This window comes from Streptomyces sp. NBC_01478 (genome assembly GCF_036227225.1).
Taxonomy (GTDB): domain Bacteria; phylum Actinomycetota; class Actinomycetes; order Streptomycetales; family Streptomycetaceae; genus Streptomyces.
In genome coordinates this window covers 2,186,528-2,201,380 of record NZ_CP109444.1, presented here as the reverse complement: position 1 = coordinate 2,201,380, position 14,853 = coordinate 2,186,528, and the positions used below count along the sequence as shown (strand labels likewise).

Below are 14,853 nucleotides of genomic sequence, written 5' to 3'. Positions count from 1 at the left end.
ACCGCTTCAGTCCGCATCAGAGAGGCAAGGAATCCCCGACATGAGCAACCCGTTCGAGAACCCCGACGGCGTCTACTCCGTTCTCGTCAACGACGAGGGCCAGCACAGTCTTTGGCCCGAGTTCGTGGACGTACCGGCGGGCTGGACGGTCGCGTACGGACCGGCCGGACGGCAGGAGTGCCTCGACCACATCGAGACCAACTGGACGGACATGAGGCCCAAGAGCCTGGTCGACGGGGGCTGAGCACACGAAAGGGGGGCGGGTCCGAACTCTCTCGGACCCGCCCCCCTTTCACGTACCCGTGGATCAGGAAGCGGGCTGCTCCACCTTCGTCGACGTCTTGCCGTCCACCGCGGCCGCGAGCTGCGGCACCAGGCGCTCCAGGACGTAGGGAATGCTCAACACCGTAGAAAGGGATACCGCGTTGCCGTAGTCGCTGGTCTCCTTGACGAAGACCTCGCGGCCCTGCTTCACCACGTTCAGGTCGCCGTAGATCTTGTCGTCATGGAGCTTGGTGACGGCCGTGGTGGTGTCCGGCACGATCCACACGGCGACCTTCTGGTCGAGCAGGTCGTAGCGCTCCTTGCTGATGTTGGCGCCGAACGTGTCACCAATGACCTTGTCGAGGCCCGTCGGCAGCGAGAAGCCCAGGTCGGAGAGGAGCCGGGAGCGAGGGTCCTGGCTGCCGTAGACGAACACGCCCTCGTACGGGGTGGCCATGACGGCCGTCGCGTCGGCGAAGGCGGGGTTGGCCTTCTTGGCCGCATCGAACTTGGCCTCGACGCCCGCCACCAGGGTCTTGGCCTCGTCGGCCTTGCCGAGCGCCTGGCCGATCTCCTCGGTCTGCTGCTGCCACGGCACGCCGTAGTCGTTGTAGGCCTTCGGCTGGGCGACGACCGGCGCGAACTGCGACAGGCTCTGGTACTGCGCCTTGGTCAGGCCCGAGTACACGGCGAGGATCAGATCGGGCTTCAGCGCGGCGATCTTCTCCACCTGCGGACCGGTGCCGGTGTCCTTCAGGACGGTCGGCGCGGCCGAACTGCCCAGCTTGTCCTGGGCCCAGGGGCCGATCGCGCCCTTGTAGCCGCCGAGCCACTCGGTCGTACCGACCGGCACCTTGCCCAGCGCGAGGACGGCGTCCTGGTCGGTGAGACCGACGGTGACGATCCGCTTGGGCTCGGACTTGATCGTCGTACTGCCGAACTTGTGGGCGATCGTCACGGGGAAAGCGTCCGCGGAGGCCTTCGAGTCGGACCCCGACGTGTTCGAACTGGACGACGTGGAGTCGGAGTTGGAGGAACCGCAGCCGACCGCCGTGACGGCCAGCAGGAGGACGGAGGCGAGCAGGCCGGACAGCCGGGCAGCTCTGGTGGCGCGGGGCATCGGATGATCCTTCTGTTCGTCGCGATGGGTCGGCGGGGGGTGACAGGTCTTCAGCGAGGGGGGTTAGTGGGCTTCGGGGGCGGCCTCGGCGGAGCGGCTGCCGGACCAGGCGTGCCACAGAGCCGCGTACTGGCCCTGGGCGCCGAGGAGTTCGTCGTGCGTGCCGCTCTCCACGACCCGGCCGTCACTCAGGACGATCACCCGGTCCGCGGACGCGGCCTGACTGAGCCGGTGCGCCACGACCAGTGCGGTCCGGCCGCGCAGGGCCTGTTCGGCGGCCTCGTCGAGCTGCCGGGCGCCCGAACTGCCCGCCTCCGCCGTGGCCTCGTCGAGGACGACGACCGGGGGGTCCGCCAACAGGAGCCGGGCGAGGGCGAGTTGCTGCGCGCGGTCGGCGGTCAGCCGGTGACCGCCGTCGCCGACGACCGTGTCCAGGCCCTCCGGCAACGCCTCCACCCAGCCGAGCGCACCCACCGTGGCGAGCGCCTCGCGCAGTTCCTCGGTGTGCGCGTCCGGGCGGGCCAGCCGCAGATCCTCGGCGAGCGGCCCGGCAAAAACATGCACTTCCTGCGTGACGAGCCCGACCAACTGCCCGGCCTCGTCCGGCTCGGCGCCGCCGACCTCGATCCGGCCCGACTGCGGGCGGTGCAGCCCCGCGACCAGCTTGGCCAGGGTCGTCTTGCCCGCACCGGTGGTACCGACCAGCGCGACCCGCTCTTTGGGCCGGATCTCCAGGTCGACGTCGTGCAGTACCGGGCGACCCGGCACATACGCGTGGGAGACTCCGGCCAGCGTCACGGAGGGCGGCCCGCCGGCGGTCGTACGGTCGTCCGCGCGGTCGGCGACCACGGGCGCGGGCTCGTCCACCACGCCAACGAGCCGTGCCAGTCCGGCCGTTGCCGACTGGGCGTCGTCCAGCAGCACCAGCGCGGTGTTGACCGGGCCGAAGAGAGTGTGGAAGTACAGCGCGGCGGCGGTGGCCGTACCGACCGAGGCGGAGCCGTTGCGCACCAGGAGGAACCCGGTGGCCAGGACGGCGGACAGCCCCAGATACTCGGCGATGTGCAGCCGGCTGTAGAAGCGGAGCATCAACTGCACACCGCTCATGGTCAGTTCGACCGCCGAGCGCGAACGGGCGGTGACCCGTTCCGTGTGGCCCTTCTGCAAGCGGTACGCCCGCACGGTCCGCGCCCCGCCGATGGTGTCCAGCAACTGCTGCTGCTGGGTCCCGGTGGCGATGCGCTCCTTGGCGTACAGGGGAACGGCGTTGCGCACATACCAGCGTGCGGTGTGCGCCTGCACCGGCACCGCGATCAGCGCCGCCAGCAGGAACCGCCAGTCCAGCAGCGCGAGCGCGCCCAGCGTCAGCACGATCGACAGCGCGGACCGCGCCAGCTCGGGCAACGCCCCGCGCACGGCGTCGGCGACCCGCGAAACATCGCGCGTGACACGGGAGTTGAGGTCACCGGACCCGGCCTTCTCCACCCGGTCCAGGGGGAGCGACAGGGCCCGCTCGACGAACAGTTCACGCAGTCGCGCGAGCGCGGTCTCCCCGAGCCGTGACACCAGGGACATGCCGAGTGCGGTGGTCACGCCCTGGACCAGGGCGACTCCGGCCAGCGCGAGCACGGGGAAGGTGAGGTCGTCGGGGGAGCGGTGCTCGGTGACGACGTCGACGATGTGGCCCAGCAGCGGCTGGGTGAGCAGCCCGACGGCCGTGGCCAGCACCATCAGCCCGAACCCGGCGGCGGCCAACCCCCGCTGCGGGCGCAGCAGTTCACGCACCGCAGCGCGGGTGCGGGCGGGGGTGGCGGTGGGGAGGAGAGCACGGTCGGAGTCCGTCCGTATGTCGTCCGTCGTCATGCCAGCACCGCCGTCCGGTAGGTCGCGTCGGTTCGTACGAGGTCCGCGTGGGTGCCCTCGGCGCCGACGCGGCCCGCGTCGAGGAGGATCACGTGGTCGGTGACGGCGAGCAGGGCGGGGCTGTTGGTCACCACGATCGTGGTGCGGCCCTGCCGGAACTCGCGCAGGCCGTTCGCGATCCGGGCCTCGGTCACCGTGTCGACGGCGGTGGTCGGATCGTGCACGACCAGCACGGGCGGCCCGGCACGCAACGCCCGTGCCAGCAGCACGCGTTGGCGCTGCCCGCCGGACAGGGAGCGGCCACCCTCACCGACGTCGGTCGCGGTCCCGTGCGGCAACGAGTCGGCGACTTCGTCGGCACGCGCGGCGGCCATGGCGCGCTCCGTGAGGAGCTCGCCCGCTCCATCCTCCGAGATGCCCCCCGAGACATCCTGCGAGTCGCCCCGCGAGGCATCCCGCGAACCGTCCGCCGAGTCGCTCTCCGGCGTCACGTTCTCCGCCAACGAGCCCTCGAACAGCGCCGCGTCATGGGCGGCGACCAGCACGGCCGCCCGAAGTCCCGCCGGATCGAGCCGAGTCAGCGCCACGCCGTCCAGCTCGACCGAACCCGAATCCGGGTCCGCCTCCCTGCCGAGGCAGCGCAACAGTGCCTCGGCGCCGGCCGGGTCCGTCACCGCGATGCCGGTCAACCGCCCGGCGGGCAGGTCGAGATCGACACCGTCGAGCCCACCGAGACGTACACCACGCAGCCGCAGTTCCCCACGCACCGGCTCGGCGACCGCCTCGTCCCCGCCGACGACGGCGGGTCCGGTGGCGAGCACCTCCGCGGCCCGGGCGGCCGAGGCACGGCCCTGCGCCAGCTCGGCGTTGACCCAGGCGAACGTCTCCAACGGCCCGAGCAGGAACAGCGCGAGACCGACCGCGGACACCAACTGGCCCAGAGTCAGCGACCCGTCGAGGGCCAGCCGACCACCCACGAGAGCGATCAGCGCGATGAACCCACCGGTGAGCGCGAGCACAAGGCCCGTCTGCCAGGACTGGGCACGCGCCGAACGCAGCGTGGCGGCAAGGGAGTTACGACTCGTCCGCCGATACCGCTCGACCGCGGCCTGCTGCGCCCCGAGCCCCTTCAGTACCCGCAGCCCGGCCACCAGGTCGGCGGCCACGCCCGACGCATGGGCGGCCCGGTCCTGCTCGGCCTCGCTGCGCCGCTCCAACGGCTTGCTCAGCAGATGTCCCAACCACAACAGGACGGGCGTACCCAGCAACACGATCAGTCCGAGCGTCACGGAGGTCAGCAGCAGTGCCACGGCGCTCACGGCGACACCCGCGACGGCCCAGATCCCGGCCATCAGCGCCATGTTGACCGCGCCGACCCGCTTGGCGTCCTCGGTGGCGACGTTGGCCATCTCCCCGGGCAGCCGTCCCTCCTCGGCACCGCCGCGGGCGTCCAGCACCCGCCCCACGATCGCCAACCGCAGTGTGTGCGCGGCCTCTTCGGCACTTCGCTCACCGGCCTTGGCGCCCAGCCGGAAACTCCACGACAGCGTCACGTACATGACGGCCAGTACGCCGAGCCAGAGCGCGAGACGCCCCGCGTTCTGTCCGGCGACGGCCTGGTCGATGACGACACCGATGAGCACCGGCACCAGGGCTTCCCCCAGTTGGTGCACGCTTCCGAGCGCCGAGCCGAGTGCGACGCGCCGTATCTGTCCCTTGACCGAGCGCGTCAGGACGTCCCGCCCCGACAGTTCCCCTGCTCCCACCAGCCACCCTCCGGAAACCGGCCAACTTAGGCAAGGCTACTCTAAGTGAATCGCGGGTAGTCGATGCCTTTTCGGTCCGCCTGGCAGGTAACGGACCGGTTCCGATGCGCGGCCGACCGAGGGGCGCTGCCGTCCTGAGCCGGGCGGTAGGCTTCCGGAGTGCGCCTGTTGTGCGGCGCATGCCGGCACGACAGGCAGTCCGCGAATCCGGGAGGACCGGCGTTGCACGTCCAGGAATGGCTCGACTCGGTTCCGGCGGTGGCCGTCTACGCCGTGGTGGCACTCGTCATCGGGGTGGAGAGCCTGGGCATCCCGCTGCCGGGCGAGATCGTCCTGGTCTCGGCGGCCCTGCTCTCCTCCCAGCACTCCGGCATCAACCCGATCGTCCTCGGCGCCTGCGCCAGCCTCGGTGCCGTGATCGGCGACTCCATCGGCTACGCGATCGGCCGCAAGGGCGGACGCCCCCTCCTCGCCTGGCTGGCGAACAAGTTCCCCAAGCACTTCAGCGAAGGCCATGTCGCCACCGCGGAACGGTCCTTCGAGAAGTGGGGCATGTGGGCCGTCTTCTTCGGCCGCTTCATCGCCCTGCTCCGCATCTTCGCCGGCCCCCTCGCGGGCGTACTCCGCATGCCCTACTGGAAGTTCCTGATCGCCAACGTCCTCGGCGGCATCATCTGGGCCGGCGGCACCACGGCGGTCGTCTACTACGTGGGAATCGTCGCCGAGGACTGGCTCAAGCGCTTCTCGTACTTCGGCCTGGCGGCGGCGGTACTGGTGGGCCTGGCTTCCATGCTGATCGTCCGCCGCAAGGCCCAGAAGATGACAGCAGCGAAAAAGGAACCCGAACCGGCAAACGCCGCCGACTGACGAAGGGGCGCGGGGAACGGCGCGACCAGCCACACACAACCCGCACCCGCCGGCCGGTCTACGGATGCACTTCGCGATGCGCCTTGGCCAACTCCGCATACATGGTCCCGTTGAGGGTCAACCCCTCCCGCTCCTCCCCGCTCAGCTCGCGCCGCACCTTCGCAGGCACCCCGGCGACCAGTGACCCCGGCGGCACAACCATCCCCTGCGGCACCAACGCCTGCGCGGCAACCAGCGAACCCGCCCCGATCACCGCCCCGTTGAGCACCGTCGCCCCCATCCCGATCAGACAGTCGTCCTCAACGGTCGCCCCATGCACCACCGCGTTGTGCCCGACGGAAACCCGCTCACCCACACTCACCGGAAACCCCGGATCGGCATGCAGCGTGCAGTTGTCCTGGATGTTGCTGTGCGCCCCGACGGAGATCCGCTCGACATCGCCCCGCACCACCGCGCCGTACCAGACACTCGCCCCGGCGGACAGCGTCACATCCCCGATCACGGACGCCGTAGGAGCCACGAACGCCGACTCGTCGACCTTCGGCTCCCGGCCACCAATACCCACGATCAACGCCCTGTGCGTCATAAGACCCTCCCGATCGTCGAAGACACCCGCACGGTACGACACGGGTAGGGCGAAGATCACAGCGGCCGGACCTCATGGCCCAGGCTCCCGCTGAGTACCGTGGCCGGGTGCCCAAGCGCAAGAACACGTTCTCAAAATGGCGGCGCCACCTCGCGCAGCGCGCCGTCCACGCGGGCTGGGCCTGGGTGCAGCGCACGGGCTCGGTGACGGCCGAGAACCCCGGCCGCTTCCACTTCGGCTCGATCGGCGAAGCCACCCGGCTCGCCTTCCCGCTGGGCACCGTCTTCGGCGAACCGTGGATCCACCTCGGCGCCCACTGCATCGTCGGCGAACAGGTCACTCTCACCGCGGGCCTGATGCCGGACCTCGACCTCGGTCCCGATCCCATCCTGCGTCTGGGCGACGGCGTCGTCCTCGGTCGCGGCAGCCATGTCATCGCCGACACGACGGTCACCATCGGCAGCGACTGCTACTTCGGCCCGTACGTCTACGTCACGTCCACGAACCATTCCTACGACGACCCGCACGAGCCCATCGGCAAGCAGTGGCCCCGCATGGAACCCGTCGAGATCGGCCCCGGCTGCTGGATCGGCACCGGCGCGGTGATCCTGCCGGGCGCGCGGATCGGCCGGAACGTGGTGGTGGCGGCGGGTGCGGTGGTGCGCGGCACGGTGCCCGACCACGCCGTGGTGGCGGGGGCGCCCGCTCGGGTCGTACGCCGCTGGACGCCGAAGGAGGGCTGGCAGCCGCCGCTCCGGACGCCGGCACCGGTGCCGATCCCCGCGGATGTGACCCCGGATCAACTACGGGCACTCGCTGACCTCGACGAGGCGGGCGCGGCACGGCTCGCCGAACTCGACGAGAACACGATCGCGCACCTCGCGGAACTCGACGCGGAAGCCTGAACCGGCTTCTGATGCCTGTCCCCGGCGTCCGGCTTCCGGGCCCCGCCCATGACCCACGGTCTCCGACTTTCGGCCTTCGGCCCCGGGTCGGCCTTCGGCCCCGGGTCGGCCTTCGGCCCCGGGTCGGCCTTCGGCCCCGGGTCGGCCTTCGGCCCCGGGTCGGCCTTCGGCCCCGGGTCGGCCTTCGGCCCCGGGTCGGCCTTCGGCCCCGGGTCGGCCTTCGGCCCCGGGTCGGCCTTCGGCCCCGGGTCGGCCTTCGGCCCCGGGTCGGCCTTCGGCCCCGGGTCGGCCTTCGGCCCCGGGTCGGCCTTCGGCCCCGGGTCGGCCTTCGGCCCCGGGTCGGCCTTCGGCCCCGGGTCGGCCTTCGGCCCCGGGTCGGCCTTCGGCCCCGGGTCGGCCTTCGGCCCCGGGTCGGCCTTCGGCCCCGGGTCGGCCTTCGGCCCCGGGTCGGCCTTCGGCCCCGGGTCGGCCTTCGGCCCCGGGTCGGCCTTCGGCCCCGGGTCGGCCTTCGGCCCCGGGTCGGCCTTCGGCCCCGGGTCGGCCTTCGGCCCCGGGTCGGCCTTCGGCCCCGGGTCGGCCTTCGGCCCCGGGTCGGCCTTCGGCCCCGGGTCGGCCTTCGGCCCCGGGCCGGCCTTCGGCCCCGGGCCCCGACCTGGTCTTCGGTCTCTGGCCTTCGGTCTCGGGCCTCGACCCGGCCCTCGGTCTCTGGCCTCCGCCTCTGGCCTCCGCCCCCGGCCGCCCGCCCCGGCCTTCGGCCCCGAGCTCCGATCTGGTCTTCGGTCTCGGGCCCCGACCTGGTCTCGGGCCTCCGGCCTCGGCCGCCCGCCCCGGGCCTCTGGCCTCCGGCCCTCGGTCTCGGGCCTCTGGCCTCCGGCCCCGGCCTCCGCCCCCGACTCCCTCCCCCCCGCCCAACCCCGACCCTCACCCCGTCGCCAGCAACAACGTCCCCACCAGTGCGAGCCCCGCCCCCGCCGCCTGGATCATCCGTAGCCGCTCGCTCAGGAATCCGCGCGCGGCCAGTGAGGTCACCACCGGGTACAGGGACGCGAGGACCGCCGCCACCGTCACCGGACCGTGCTGCGCGGCGACCGAGTACGTTCCGTTGGCCGCCACATCGGCCAGTCCCACAAAGGCCAGCGCCGGCAGCGAGCCCCAGGGGAACCCGCCCTCCGGAAGCGCCGCCCCGCCCCGCCGTACGGAGACGTAGAGCGCGGCGCCCCCCGTGGCCACGTTCGTCAGGCGCTGGACGAACAGCGCGAGGAAGAGGCCGGTCACGCTGCTGGACGCCTCCGCGATCAACGCGAACACCGTGCCGAAGCCGAGCGCGGCGATCAGCGTCAGCAGGATGGCCTGACGCTGCACGGGCGCTCCCCGCAACTGCGGACCGCCCGCGAGGACGACCCCGGTGACGGCGACCGCGATCCCCGCCACCTGCAACAGGCCGGGCCGCTCCCCGAGGAAGAGCCCCACGCCGACCGGTACGGCCACGCTCAGTGTCGCGAGCGGCGAGACGACGCCCATCGGGCCGAGCGCGAGCGCCTTGTAGAAGGAGAGGAGGGCGACCGGCCCCACCAGCCCCGCAGCGAACGCGAACCACAGCCGGGGTCCGGCCTCGCTCCAGCCCCCGGTGGCCACCACGACCGCGCCGAGCACGGCCGCCGCGATCCCCTGCGAGACCACGACCACCGTCAGCGCCGGGGTCCGCCGGGTCAGCAGGCCGCCGCCGAAGTCGGCCAGCCCCCACAGGAGGCTGGTGGCCAGGGCGAAGAATGCTGTCACGGGGTGCCTCGCAGTACAGTTCGGTGAACAATCGGGTGCACCACACCGTAGTTCACTGTACTGAACCCTGTCATTCACAATATTGAACTGAAGGTATGGACGGAACGTGTCGGACCTCGACCTGCTGACCCAGTCCCTGGCTCGCAACGTCAAGCACTGGCGCACGGTGCGCGGCTTCACCCTGGATGTGCTCGCCGCCCGGGCCGCCGTCAGCCGGGGCATGCTCATCCAGATCGAGCAGGCCCGCACCAATCCGAGCATCGGGACGATCGTCAAGATCGGCGACGCCCTCGGTGTCAGCATCACCACCCTGCTCGACTACGAACAGGGCCCGAAGGTCCGTATCGTCCCCGCCGAGCGCGCCGTACGGCTCTGGCACACCGAGGCCGGCAGCTACAACCGCCTCCTCGCCGGCACCGAGGCCCCCGGACCGCTGGAGATGTGGGACTGGCGGCTGATGCCGGGGGAGAGCAGCCCCTCCGAGCCCCACCCCACCGGCACCGTCGAACTCGTCCATGTCACCACCGGCGAGCTGACCCTCACCGTGGACGGAGAGGACCACCTCGTCCCGGCCGGCGCGAGCGCCACCTTCGAGGCCAACACCCCGCACACATACGGGAATCGGGGCGAGGTACCGATGGAGATGGTGATGGCGGTGTCGGTCCCGCCGGTGCACCGAGACACCCCGTGAGCAGCCTCCGTACGACTGTTAGCGTGCCGTCATGCGCGCACCCATCGGACACTTCGACCACGCCACCCCCGCCCCCGACCGCCTCGACGAACTGACCCGCCCGGTCGCCGACGCCGTGCGCGCCTGGCGCGGCAGCGTCCCCGCCGAGCAGTTCCTCTACGTCGACACCGACCCCGAATGGGCCGACACCGCCACCTTCGTCGAGCACTACGGCCGTGAACTGCTGGAGCAGTCCGCGAACTGCGTGGTCGTGGCGGGGAAGCGCGGCGGCGAGACCACGCTGGCCGCCTGCGTGGTCCTGTCCACCACCCGTGCCGACGTCAACGGCGTGGTCCGCCGCCAACTCGGCGCCCGCAAGGCCTCGTTCGCGTCGATGGACACGGCCACGGGGGAGAGCGGCATGGAGTACGGCGGCATCACCCCCGTCGGACTCCCCGCCGACTGGCCGGTGTTGGTGGACTCGGCCGTCGTCGACCTGCCGTACGTCCTGGTCGGCAGCGGACGCCGGCGCGGCAAACTCCTCGTCCCGGGCAAGGCGTTCGCGGAACTGCCGGGCGCGGTCGTGCTCGAAGGTCTCGGGGTCGCCTGAGCCTGAACTCAGGCCATGCTGTGATGGGCCAACTCCCCGTGCGGATCCGCCTCGCCCGGCACCGGCGCCGGATCCGCGTGCACCAGGGCCGCCGTGAGCCGCGGCACCGCGTGCAGCAACGCGTGTTCCGCCGCCACGGCGACGGCGTGGGCCTGCCGTACCGTCGCCTCCCCGTCCACGACCACCGCCACCTCGGCGCGCAGCCGGTGCCCGATCCAGCGCAGCCTCAACTCGCCCACCCCGCGCACCCCTTCGACCTCCCGCACGGCATGCTCGGCGCGGTCCACGAGTGCGGGATCGACGGCGTCCATCACCCGCCGGAACACCTCGCGCGCCGCGTCCCGCAGTACCAGCGCGATCGCGGCCGTGATCGCCAACCCCACGATCGGGTCGGCGAGTTGCCACCCCAGCGCCGAACCGCCGGCCCCGACGAGCACGGCCAACGACGTGAACCCGTCCGTACGGGCGTGCAGTCCGTCGGCGACCAGCGCGGCCGATCCGATCTCCCGGCCGACCCGCATCCGGTACCGGGCCACCCACTCGTTGCCCACGAACCCGGCGAGCGCCGCGACGGCGACCACCGGGACGTGGGTCACGGGACGCGGATCGAGCAGCCGGTCCACCGCCGCCCAGGCCGCGAACGCGGCGGACGCGGCGATCGTCAGCACGATCGCGATACCGGCCAGGTCCTCGGCGCGCCCGTAGCCGTACGTGAAGCGCCGGGTGGCGGCCCGGCGGCCGAGTACGAACGCGATGCCGAGCGGTACCGCGGTCAGCGCGTCCGCCGCGTTGTGCACCGTGTCCCCGAGCAGCGCGACCGACCCGGACGCCACCACCACGACCGCCTGCACCAGCGCGGTCACCCCGAGCACCGCGAGCGAGACCCAGAGCGCGCGCATACCGCGGGCCGAGGACTCCAGTGCGGAGTCGAGTTTGTCGGCGGTCTCGTGGGAGTGGGGGGTGAGGAGGTGGGTGAGCCGGTGGCGGACACCCTTGGGGGTGTGGTGGTGATGGTGGTGGTCGTCGCTCATGTGCGTCCCCTTCCGGCGCGCGGGTGGACGTAGGGCGCCCACGGAGCCATTATGTGCGTATGAGCGCACGCATGCACCTATCACCTGCGCACGGTGCGCATCCGCGCACCCCGGGCGAGGAACAGTTCGCGCTGGCCGCCGAACTCCTGGCCCTCCTCGGCGACCGCACCCGCCTGACCCTCTTGCACGCGCTGACATCGGGAGAGTCGGACGTCAGCACCCTCACGGAGGCGTGCGACGCGGCCCGCCCCGCCGTCAGCCAGCACCTCGCGCGGCTGCGTCTCGCCGGTCTGGTGACCACGCGCAAGGAGGGCCGCCGGGTGATCTACTCGTTGAGCGACGGTCATCTACGACGGCTCGTCGACGAGGCGTTGAACGTGGCGGACCACCGGCTCACCGACCGCCCGCCGCACGACTGACGGATCGTCAGCCCACCGGGTCCTTGCCCAGGTACGACTCCGCGAACGCGAGCCCCGCGGACGGGGATGCGAAGACGCGGCGCAGTCGGGCGAGGGTGGTGCCCGCGCGGTACGGGTCGCCGGACGAGGCGCCGTGGTACACCTCGGAGAGCCACTGGGAGAACTCCTGGTACTCCCACACGCGGCCCAGGCAGGCCTTCGAATAGCCGCCCAGGCCCGTCGAGTCGCCCTTCGTGGCGTACGCGACGAGCGCGTCACCGAGCAGGAAGGCGTCGTGCAGGGCGAGGTTCATGCCCTTCGCGGCGATCGGCGCGGTGAGGTGGGCCGCGTCGCCGGCGAGGTAGAGGCGGCCGAACACCATGGGTTCGACAACGTAGTTGTGCATGTCGAGCACGCGCTTCTCGATCAGCGGGCCCTCGGTCAGCGGTGGGGCGCCGGTCGCGGCGAGCCGGTGCTGGAGCTCGGCCCAGACCCGTTCGTGCGGCCAGTTGTCGGGGTCGTCGCCGGGCGGGCACTCCAGGTAGTAGCGGGTGACCTCGGGGCTGCGCGCCATGTGCCCGGCGAAGCCGCGCGGATGGACACCGAACACCACGCAGTCCGAGGACGGCGGCGCCTGTGCGAGCAGCGCGAGCCACCCGATGCCGTAGTCGTGCCGCGCTGTTCGGACCCGCTCCGGCGGCAGCGCGGCCCGGGTCACCCCGCGCGCACCGTCGCAGCCCGCCACGAAGTCGCAGTGCACGAGCCGCCGTTGACCGGTCTCCGGGTCGGTGTACGTGACCGCCGGGCGCTCGGTGTCCAGGTCGTGCAACTCGACGTCCTGCACACCGAAGCGGATCGCGCCGCCCCGCACGTCCGCGTACTCCCGCACCAGGTCCGTCACGAGCAACGGCTGCGGATAGACGTAGTGGTGATGACCAGTCAGCTCCGTGTACGACAGCCGATGTTGCCGGCCCCCGAAGCGGAACTCGCACTGGGTGTGCCGCTGCGCCCGCTCCAACAGGCTGACGGCGAGGCCCCGTTGCTCCAGCCCGCGGACGGCCCACTCCTCGATGACCCCGGCCCGGGGACGCTGCTCGATGAACTCGCGGGTCTCCGTCTCCAGCACCAGACAGTCGAGCCCGGCCGCGCGCAGGATGGTGCCGATGGTGAGTCCGGCGGGACCGGCGCCCACGACGACCACCGAACGGTGTTCCGGGGAAGGGGAGTTGAGGTGGGGGGTGGGGGAAGTCACCGCACCATTATGACGGTGTCCGGACAATCGAGAACCGGCCGCCTGGAGGGCGGCCGGTTCGGGTGCGGCGGGGGAGGACACGGATCAGTGCGCGGGCGCGTCCGTGATCACGACCTCGTCAATGCTGCGCTCGATGTCCTCGGCCGTGGACGAAGTCGCCTTGGCCCAGTAGTAGATGCCGAGGGAGAAGACTGTGACGACCGCGATGTCCCACCACAGCGCGATGTGGCCCTGACCGCCGAAGGTGCCCTGCCACGAGATGACTCCCAGGCCCAGCAGGTAGACCGGCAGCCACTGCGCGGCCTTCCAGTCCAGCCGGGGCGCGTCGGGCCGCTCGCTGGCTGTGGCGTACCAGGCGTAGGTGCCGAGCAGCAGGTAGCCGAGGACGATGGCGACGCCGAGCCGCCACAGCGTGTCCCAGCCGGCCCAGTAGATGATGAGGTTGGCCACCACGAACGACAGCGGCGAGAGTACCTTGCCGAAGGGGAGCCGGTAGGGGCGCTCCAGTTGGGGCAGCCGGTCGGCGAACACGCCGTACGCCAGCGGGGCACCGGCGTACATCAGGACGCTCGCCGAGGTGATGAACCCGACCAGCTCCTGCCAGCTCGGGAACGGCAGGAAGCAGACCACGCCGGTCACGAAGGAGATGATCAGGCCGAACCACGGCACGCCCCGCTTGTCGGTGTCGGCGAAGACCTTGGGCGCGTAGCCGTTCTTGGCCAGGCCGTAGGAGACGCGCGAGGTGGCGGTGGTGTAGATCAGGCCGGTGCCACCGGGGGAGATGATGGCGTCGATGTACAGCACGACGCTCAGCCAGCCGAGGCCCACCAAGGTCGCGAGGCCCGCCCAGGGGCCGCTGATGCCGGCGTACGCCAGCTTGGCCCAGCCGTGCGCGAAGGAACTGCCCGGGAGCGCGCCGATGAACACGACCTGGAGCAGGACGTAGATGGTCGCGCCGATGGCCACGGAGCCGAGCGTCGCGCGCGGCAGGTCCCGCTTGGGGTCGCGGCTCTCGCCGGCGAGCTGGATGGCCTGCTCGAAGCCCAGCAGGGCGAAGATGATGCCGCTGGAACTGATCGCGCTCAGCACGCCCTTGGCGCCGAACGGCGCGAAGCCGTGCGAGGTGAAGTTGCCCGGGTGGAAGTTGCCGACCGCGATGATGAATATCGCGGCGAGCGGCACGGCGATCTTCCACCAGGTCGCGGCGCTGTTGGTGTGCGCCAGGACCCGGACGCCCAGGAAGTTGACGACGACGAAGACGGCCATGAGGAGGACGGCGACGAGGATGCCGCTGCCCGTCAGTGTCCCGTCGGTGTGCTGGAAGCCGGTCGCCCAGGACCAGTGACCGGCGTAGCCGATCATCGCCTCGACCTCGACCGGCGCCACGGTCGCGGCCTGCAGCCAGGAGAACCAGCCGAAGGACATACCGGCCAGCCCGCCGAAGGCGTAGTGCGGATAGCGTGCCGTGCCGCCCGCGACCGGGAACATGCCGCCGAGTTCCGCGTGCACCAGGGCCAGCAGCACGATCGCCACCGTGCCGATCAGCCAGGAGATGATCGCCGCCGGACCGGCCACCACCACGGCCTTCTCGGCGCCGTACAGCCACCCGGACCCGATGATCGAGCCGACCGAGGCCCACATCAGTCCGATCAGGCCGACGTCCCGCCGCAAGCCGCTCGGATCTCTGGTGGCCTCTGGGATGGACTGGTCAACACTCACCATGTCAAGGGGCCTCTCGAAGT

Annotated in this window: 14 protein-coding genes; 6 read left to right on the top strand and 8 right to left on the bottom strand. The window is 71.6% G+C overall.

Annotated elements, in window-relative coordinates; translation table 11 throughout:
• Positions 1-40 precede the first annotated feature (40 nt).
• Positions 41-244 carry an MbtH family protein gene (locus tag OG223_RS09905; protein ID WP_329245352.1) on the top strand — a complete coding sequence of 68 codons (204 nt, stop codon included), beginning with the start codon at positions 41-43 and terminating at the stop codon, positions 242-244.
• A 63-nt stretch (positions 245-307) separates the two neighbouring features.
• On the opposite strand, the gene OG223_RS09900 is transcribed toward OG223_RS09905, so the two are convergent.
• From OG223_RS09900 to OG223_RS09890, 3 genes are all read right to left on the bottom strand, one after another.
• Positions 308-1,384, bottom strand: a complete 1,077-nt coding sequence (locus OG223_RS09900) for an iron-siderophore ABC transporter substrate-binding protein (RefSeq protein WP_329245350.1) — start codon at positions 1,382-1,384, stop codon at positions 308-310.
• Positions 1,385-1,447: 63 nt separating this feature from the next.
• Positions 1,448-3,247: an ABC transporter ATP-binding protein gene (locus tag OG223_RS09895; protein WP_329245347.1), complete on the bottom strand. Its 1,800-nt coding sequence runs from the start codon at positions 3,245-3,247 to the stop codon at positions 1,448-1,450.
• The gene (locus OG223_RS09890; protein ID WP_329245345.1) at positions 3,244-5,013 is read right to left on the bottom strand and encodes an ABC transporter ATP-binding protein; all 1,770 of its coding nucleotides are present in this window, start codon (positions 5,011-5,013) and stop codon (positions 3,244-3,246) included. Before OG223_RS09890 ends, OG223_RS09895 begins: the two co-directional genes overlap by 4 nt.
• A gap of 222 nt (positions 5,014-5,235) precedes the next feature.
• On the opposite strand from OG223_RS09890, the gene OG223_RS09885 reads away from it, so the two are divergent.
• Positions 5,236-5,880, top strand: coding sequence for a DedA family protein (locus OG223_RS09885; protein ID WP_329245343.1), 645 nt, complete (start codon positions 5,236-5,238; stop codon positions 5,878-5,880).
• Between the two features lie 58 nt (positions 5,881-5,938).
• On the opposite strand, the gene OG223_RS09880 is transcribed toward OG223_RS09885, so the two are convergent.
• Positions 5,939-6,466, bottom strand: a complete 528-nt coding sequence (locus OG223_RS09880) for a gamma carbonic anhydrase family protein (RefSeq protein WP_329245340.1) — start codon at positions 6,464-6,466, stop codon at positions 5,939-5,941.
• 107 nt (positions 6,467-6,573) lie between these two features.
• Between OG223_RS09880 and OG223_RS09875 the strand changes: the two genes are divergently transcribed.
• Positions 6,574-7,371 carry an acyltransferase gene (locus OG223_RS09875; protein WP_329245339.1) on the top strand — a complete coding sequence of 266 codons (798 nt, stop codon included), beginning with the start codon at positions 6,574-6,576 and terminating at the stop codon, positions 7,369-7,371.
• Positions 7,372-8,292: 921 nt separating this feature from the next.
• On the opposite strand, the gene OG223_RS09870 is transcribed toward OG223_RS09875, so the two are convergent.
• Positions 8,293-9,150 (bottom strand): DMT family transporter, encoded by an 858-nt coding sequence (locus tag OG223_RS09870; protein WP_329245336.1) that lies wholly within the window; start codon positions 9,148-9,150, stop codon positions 8,293-8,295.
• 106 nt (positions 9,151-9,256) lie between these two features.
• Here OG223_RS09870 and OG223_RS09865 point away from each other — a divergent pair, with 106 nt between their 5' ends.
• Positions 9,257-9,841 carry a helix-turn-helix domain-containing protein gene (locus OG223_RS09865; RefSeq protein ID WP_329245333.1) on the top strand — a complete coding sequence of 195 codons (585 nt, stop codon included), beginning with the start codon at positions 9,257-9,259 and terminating at the stop codon, positions 9,839-9,841.
• A 31-nt stretch (positions 9,842-9,872) separates the two neighbouring features.
• On the top strand, positions 9,873-10,430 hold the full coding sequence (locus OG223_RS09860; protein WP_329245331.1) for a YbaK/EbsC family protein: 558 nt from the start codon (positions 9,873-9,875) through the stop codon (positions 10,428-10,430).
• A gap of 8 nt (positions 10,431-10,438) precedes the next feature.
• On the opposite strand, the gene OG223_RS09855 is transcribed toward OG223_RS09860, so the two are convergent.
• Complete coding sequence (locus tag OG223_RS09855; RefSeq protein WP_329245329.1) at positions 10,439-11,461, bottom strand: cation diffusion facilitator family transporter; 1,023 nt, start codon at positions 11,459-11,461, stop codon at positions 10,439-10,441.
• A gap of 71 nt (positions 11,462-11,532) precedes the next feature.
• Here OG223_RS09855 and OG223_RS09850 point away from each other — a divergent pair, with 71 nt between their 5' ends.
• On the top strand, positions 11,533-11,880 hold the full coding sequence (locus tag OG223_RS09850; RefSeq protein ID WP_443073703.1) for an ArsR/SmtB family transcription factor: 348 nt from the start codon (positions 11,533-11,535) through the stop codon (positions 11,878-11,880).
• A 7-nt stretch (positions 11,881-11,887) separates the two neighbouring features.
• On the opposite strand, the gene OG223_RS09845 is transcribed toward OG223_RS09850, so the two are convergent.
• Together OG223_RS09845 and OG223_RS09840 are read right to left on the bottom strand one after the other, a co-directional pair.
• The gene (locus OG223_RS09845) at positions 11,888-13,111 is read right to left on the bottom strand and encodes a 4-hydroxybenzoate 3-monooxygenase (RefSeq protein ID WP_329245323.1); all 1,224 of its coding nucleotides are present in this window, start codon (positions 13,109-13,111) and stop codon (positions 11,888-11,890) included.
• Positions 13,112-13,195: 84 nt separating this feature from the next.
• Entirely contained in the window at positions 13,196-14,833 is a 1,638-nt protein-coding gene (locus OG223_RS09840; RefSeq protein ID WP_329245320.1) for an APC family permease, read from the bottom strand.
• Between the last annotated feature and the right edge of the window lie 20 nt (positions 14,834-14,853).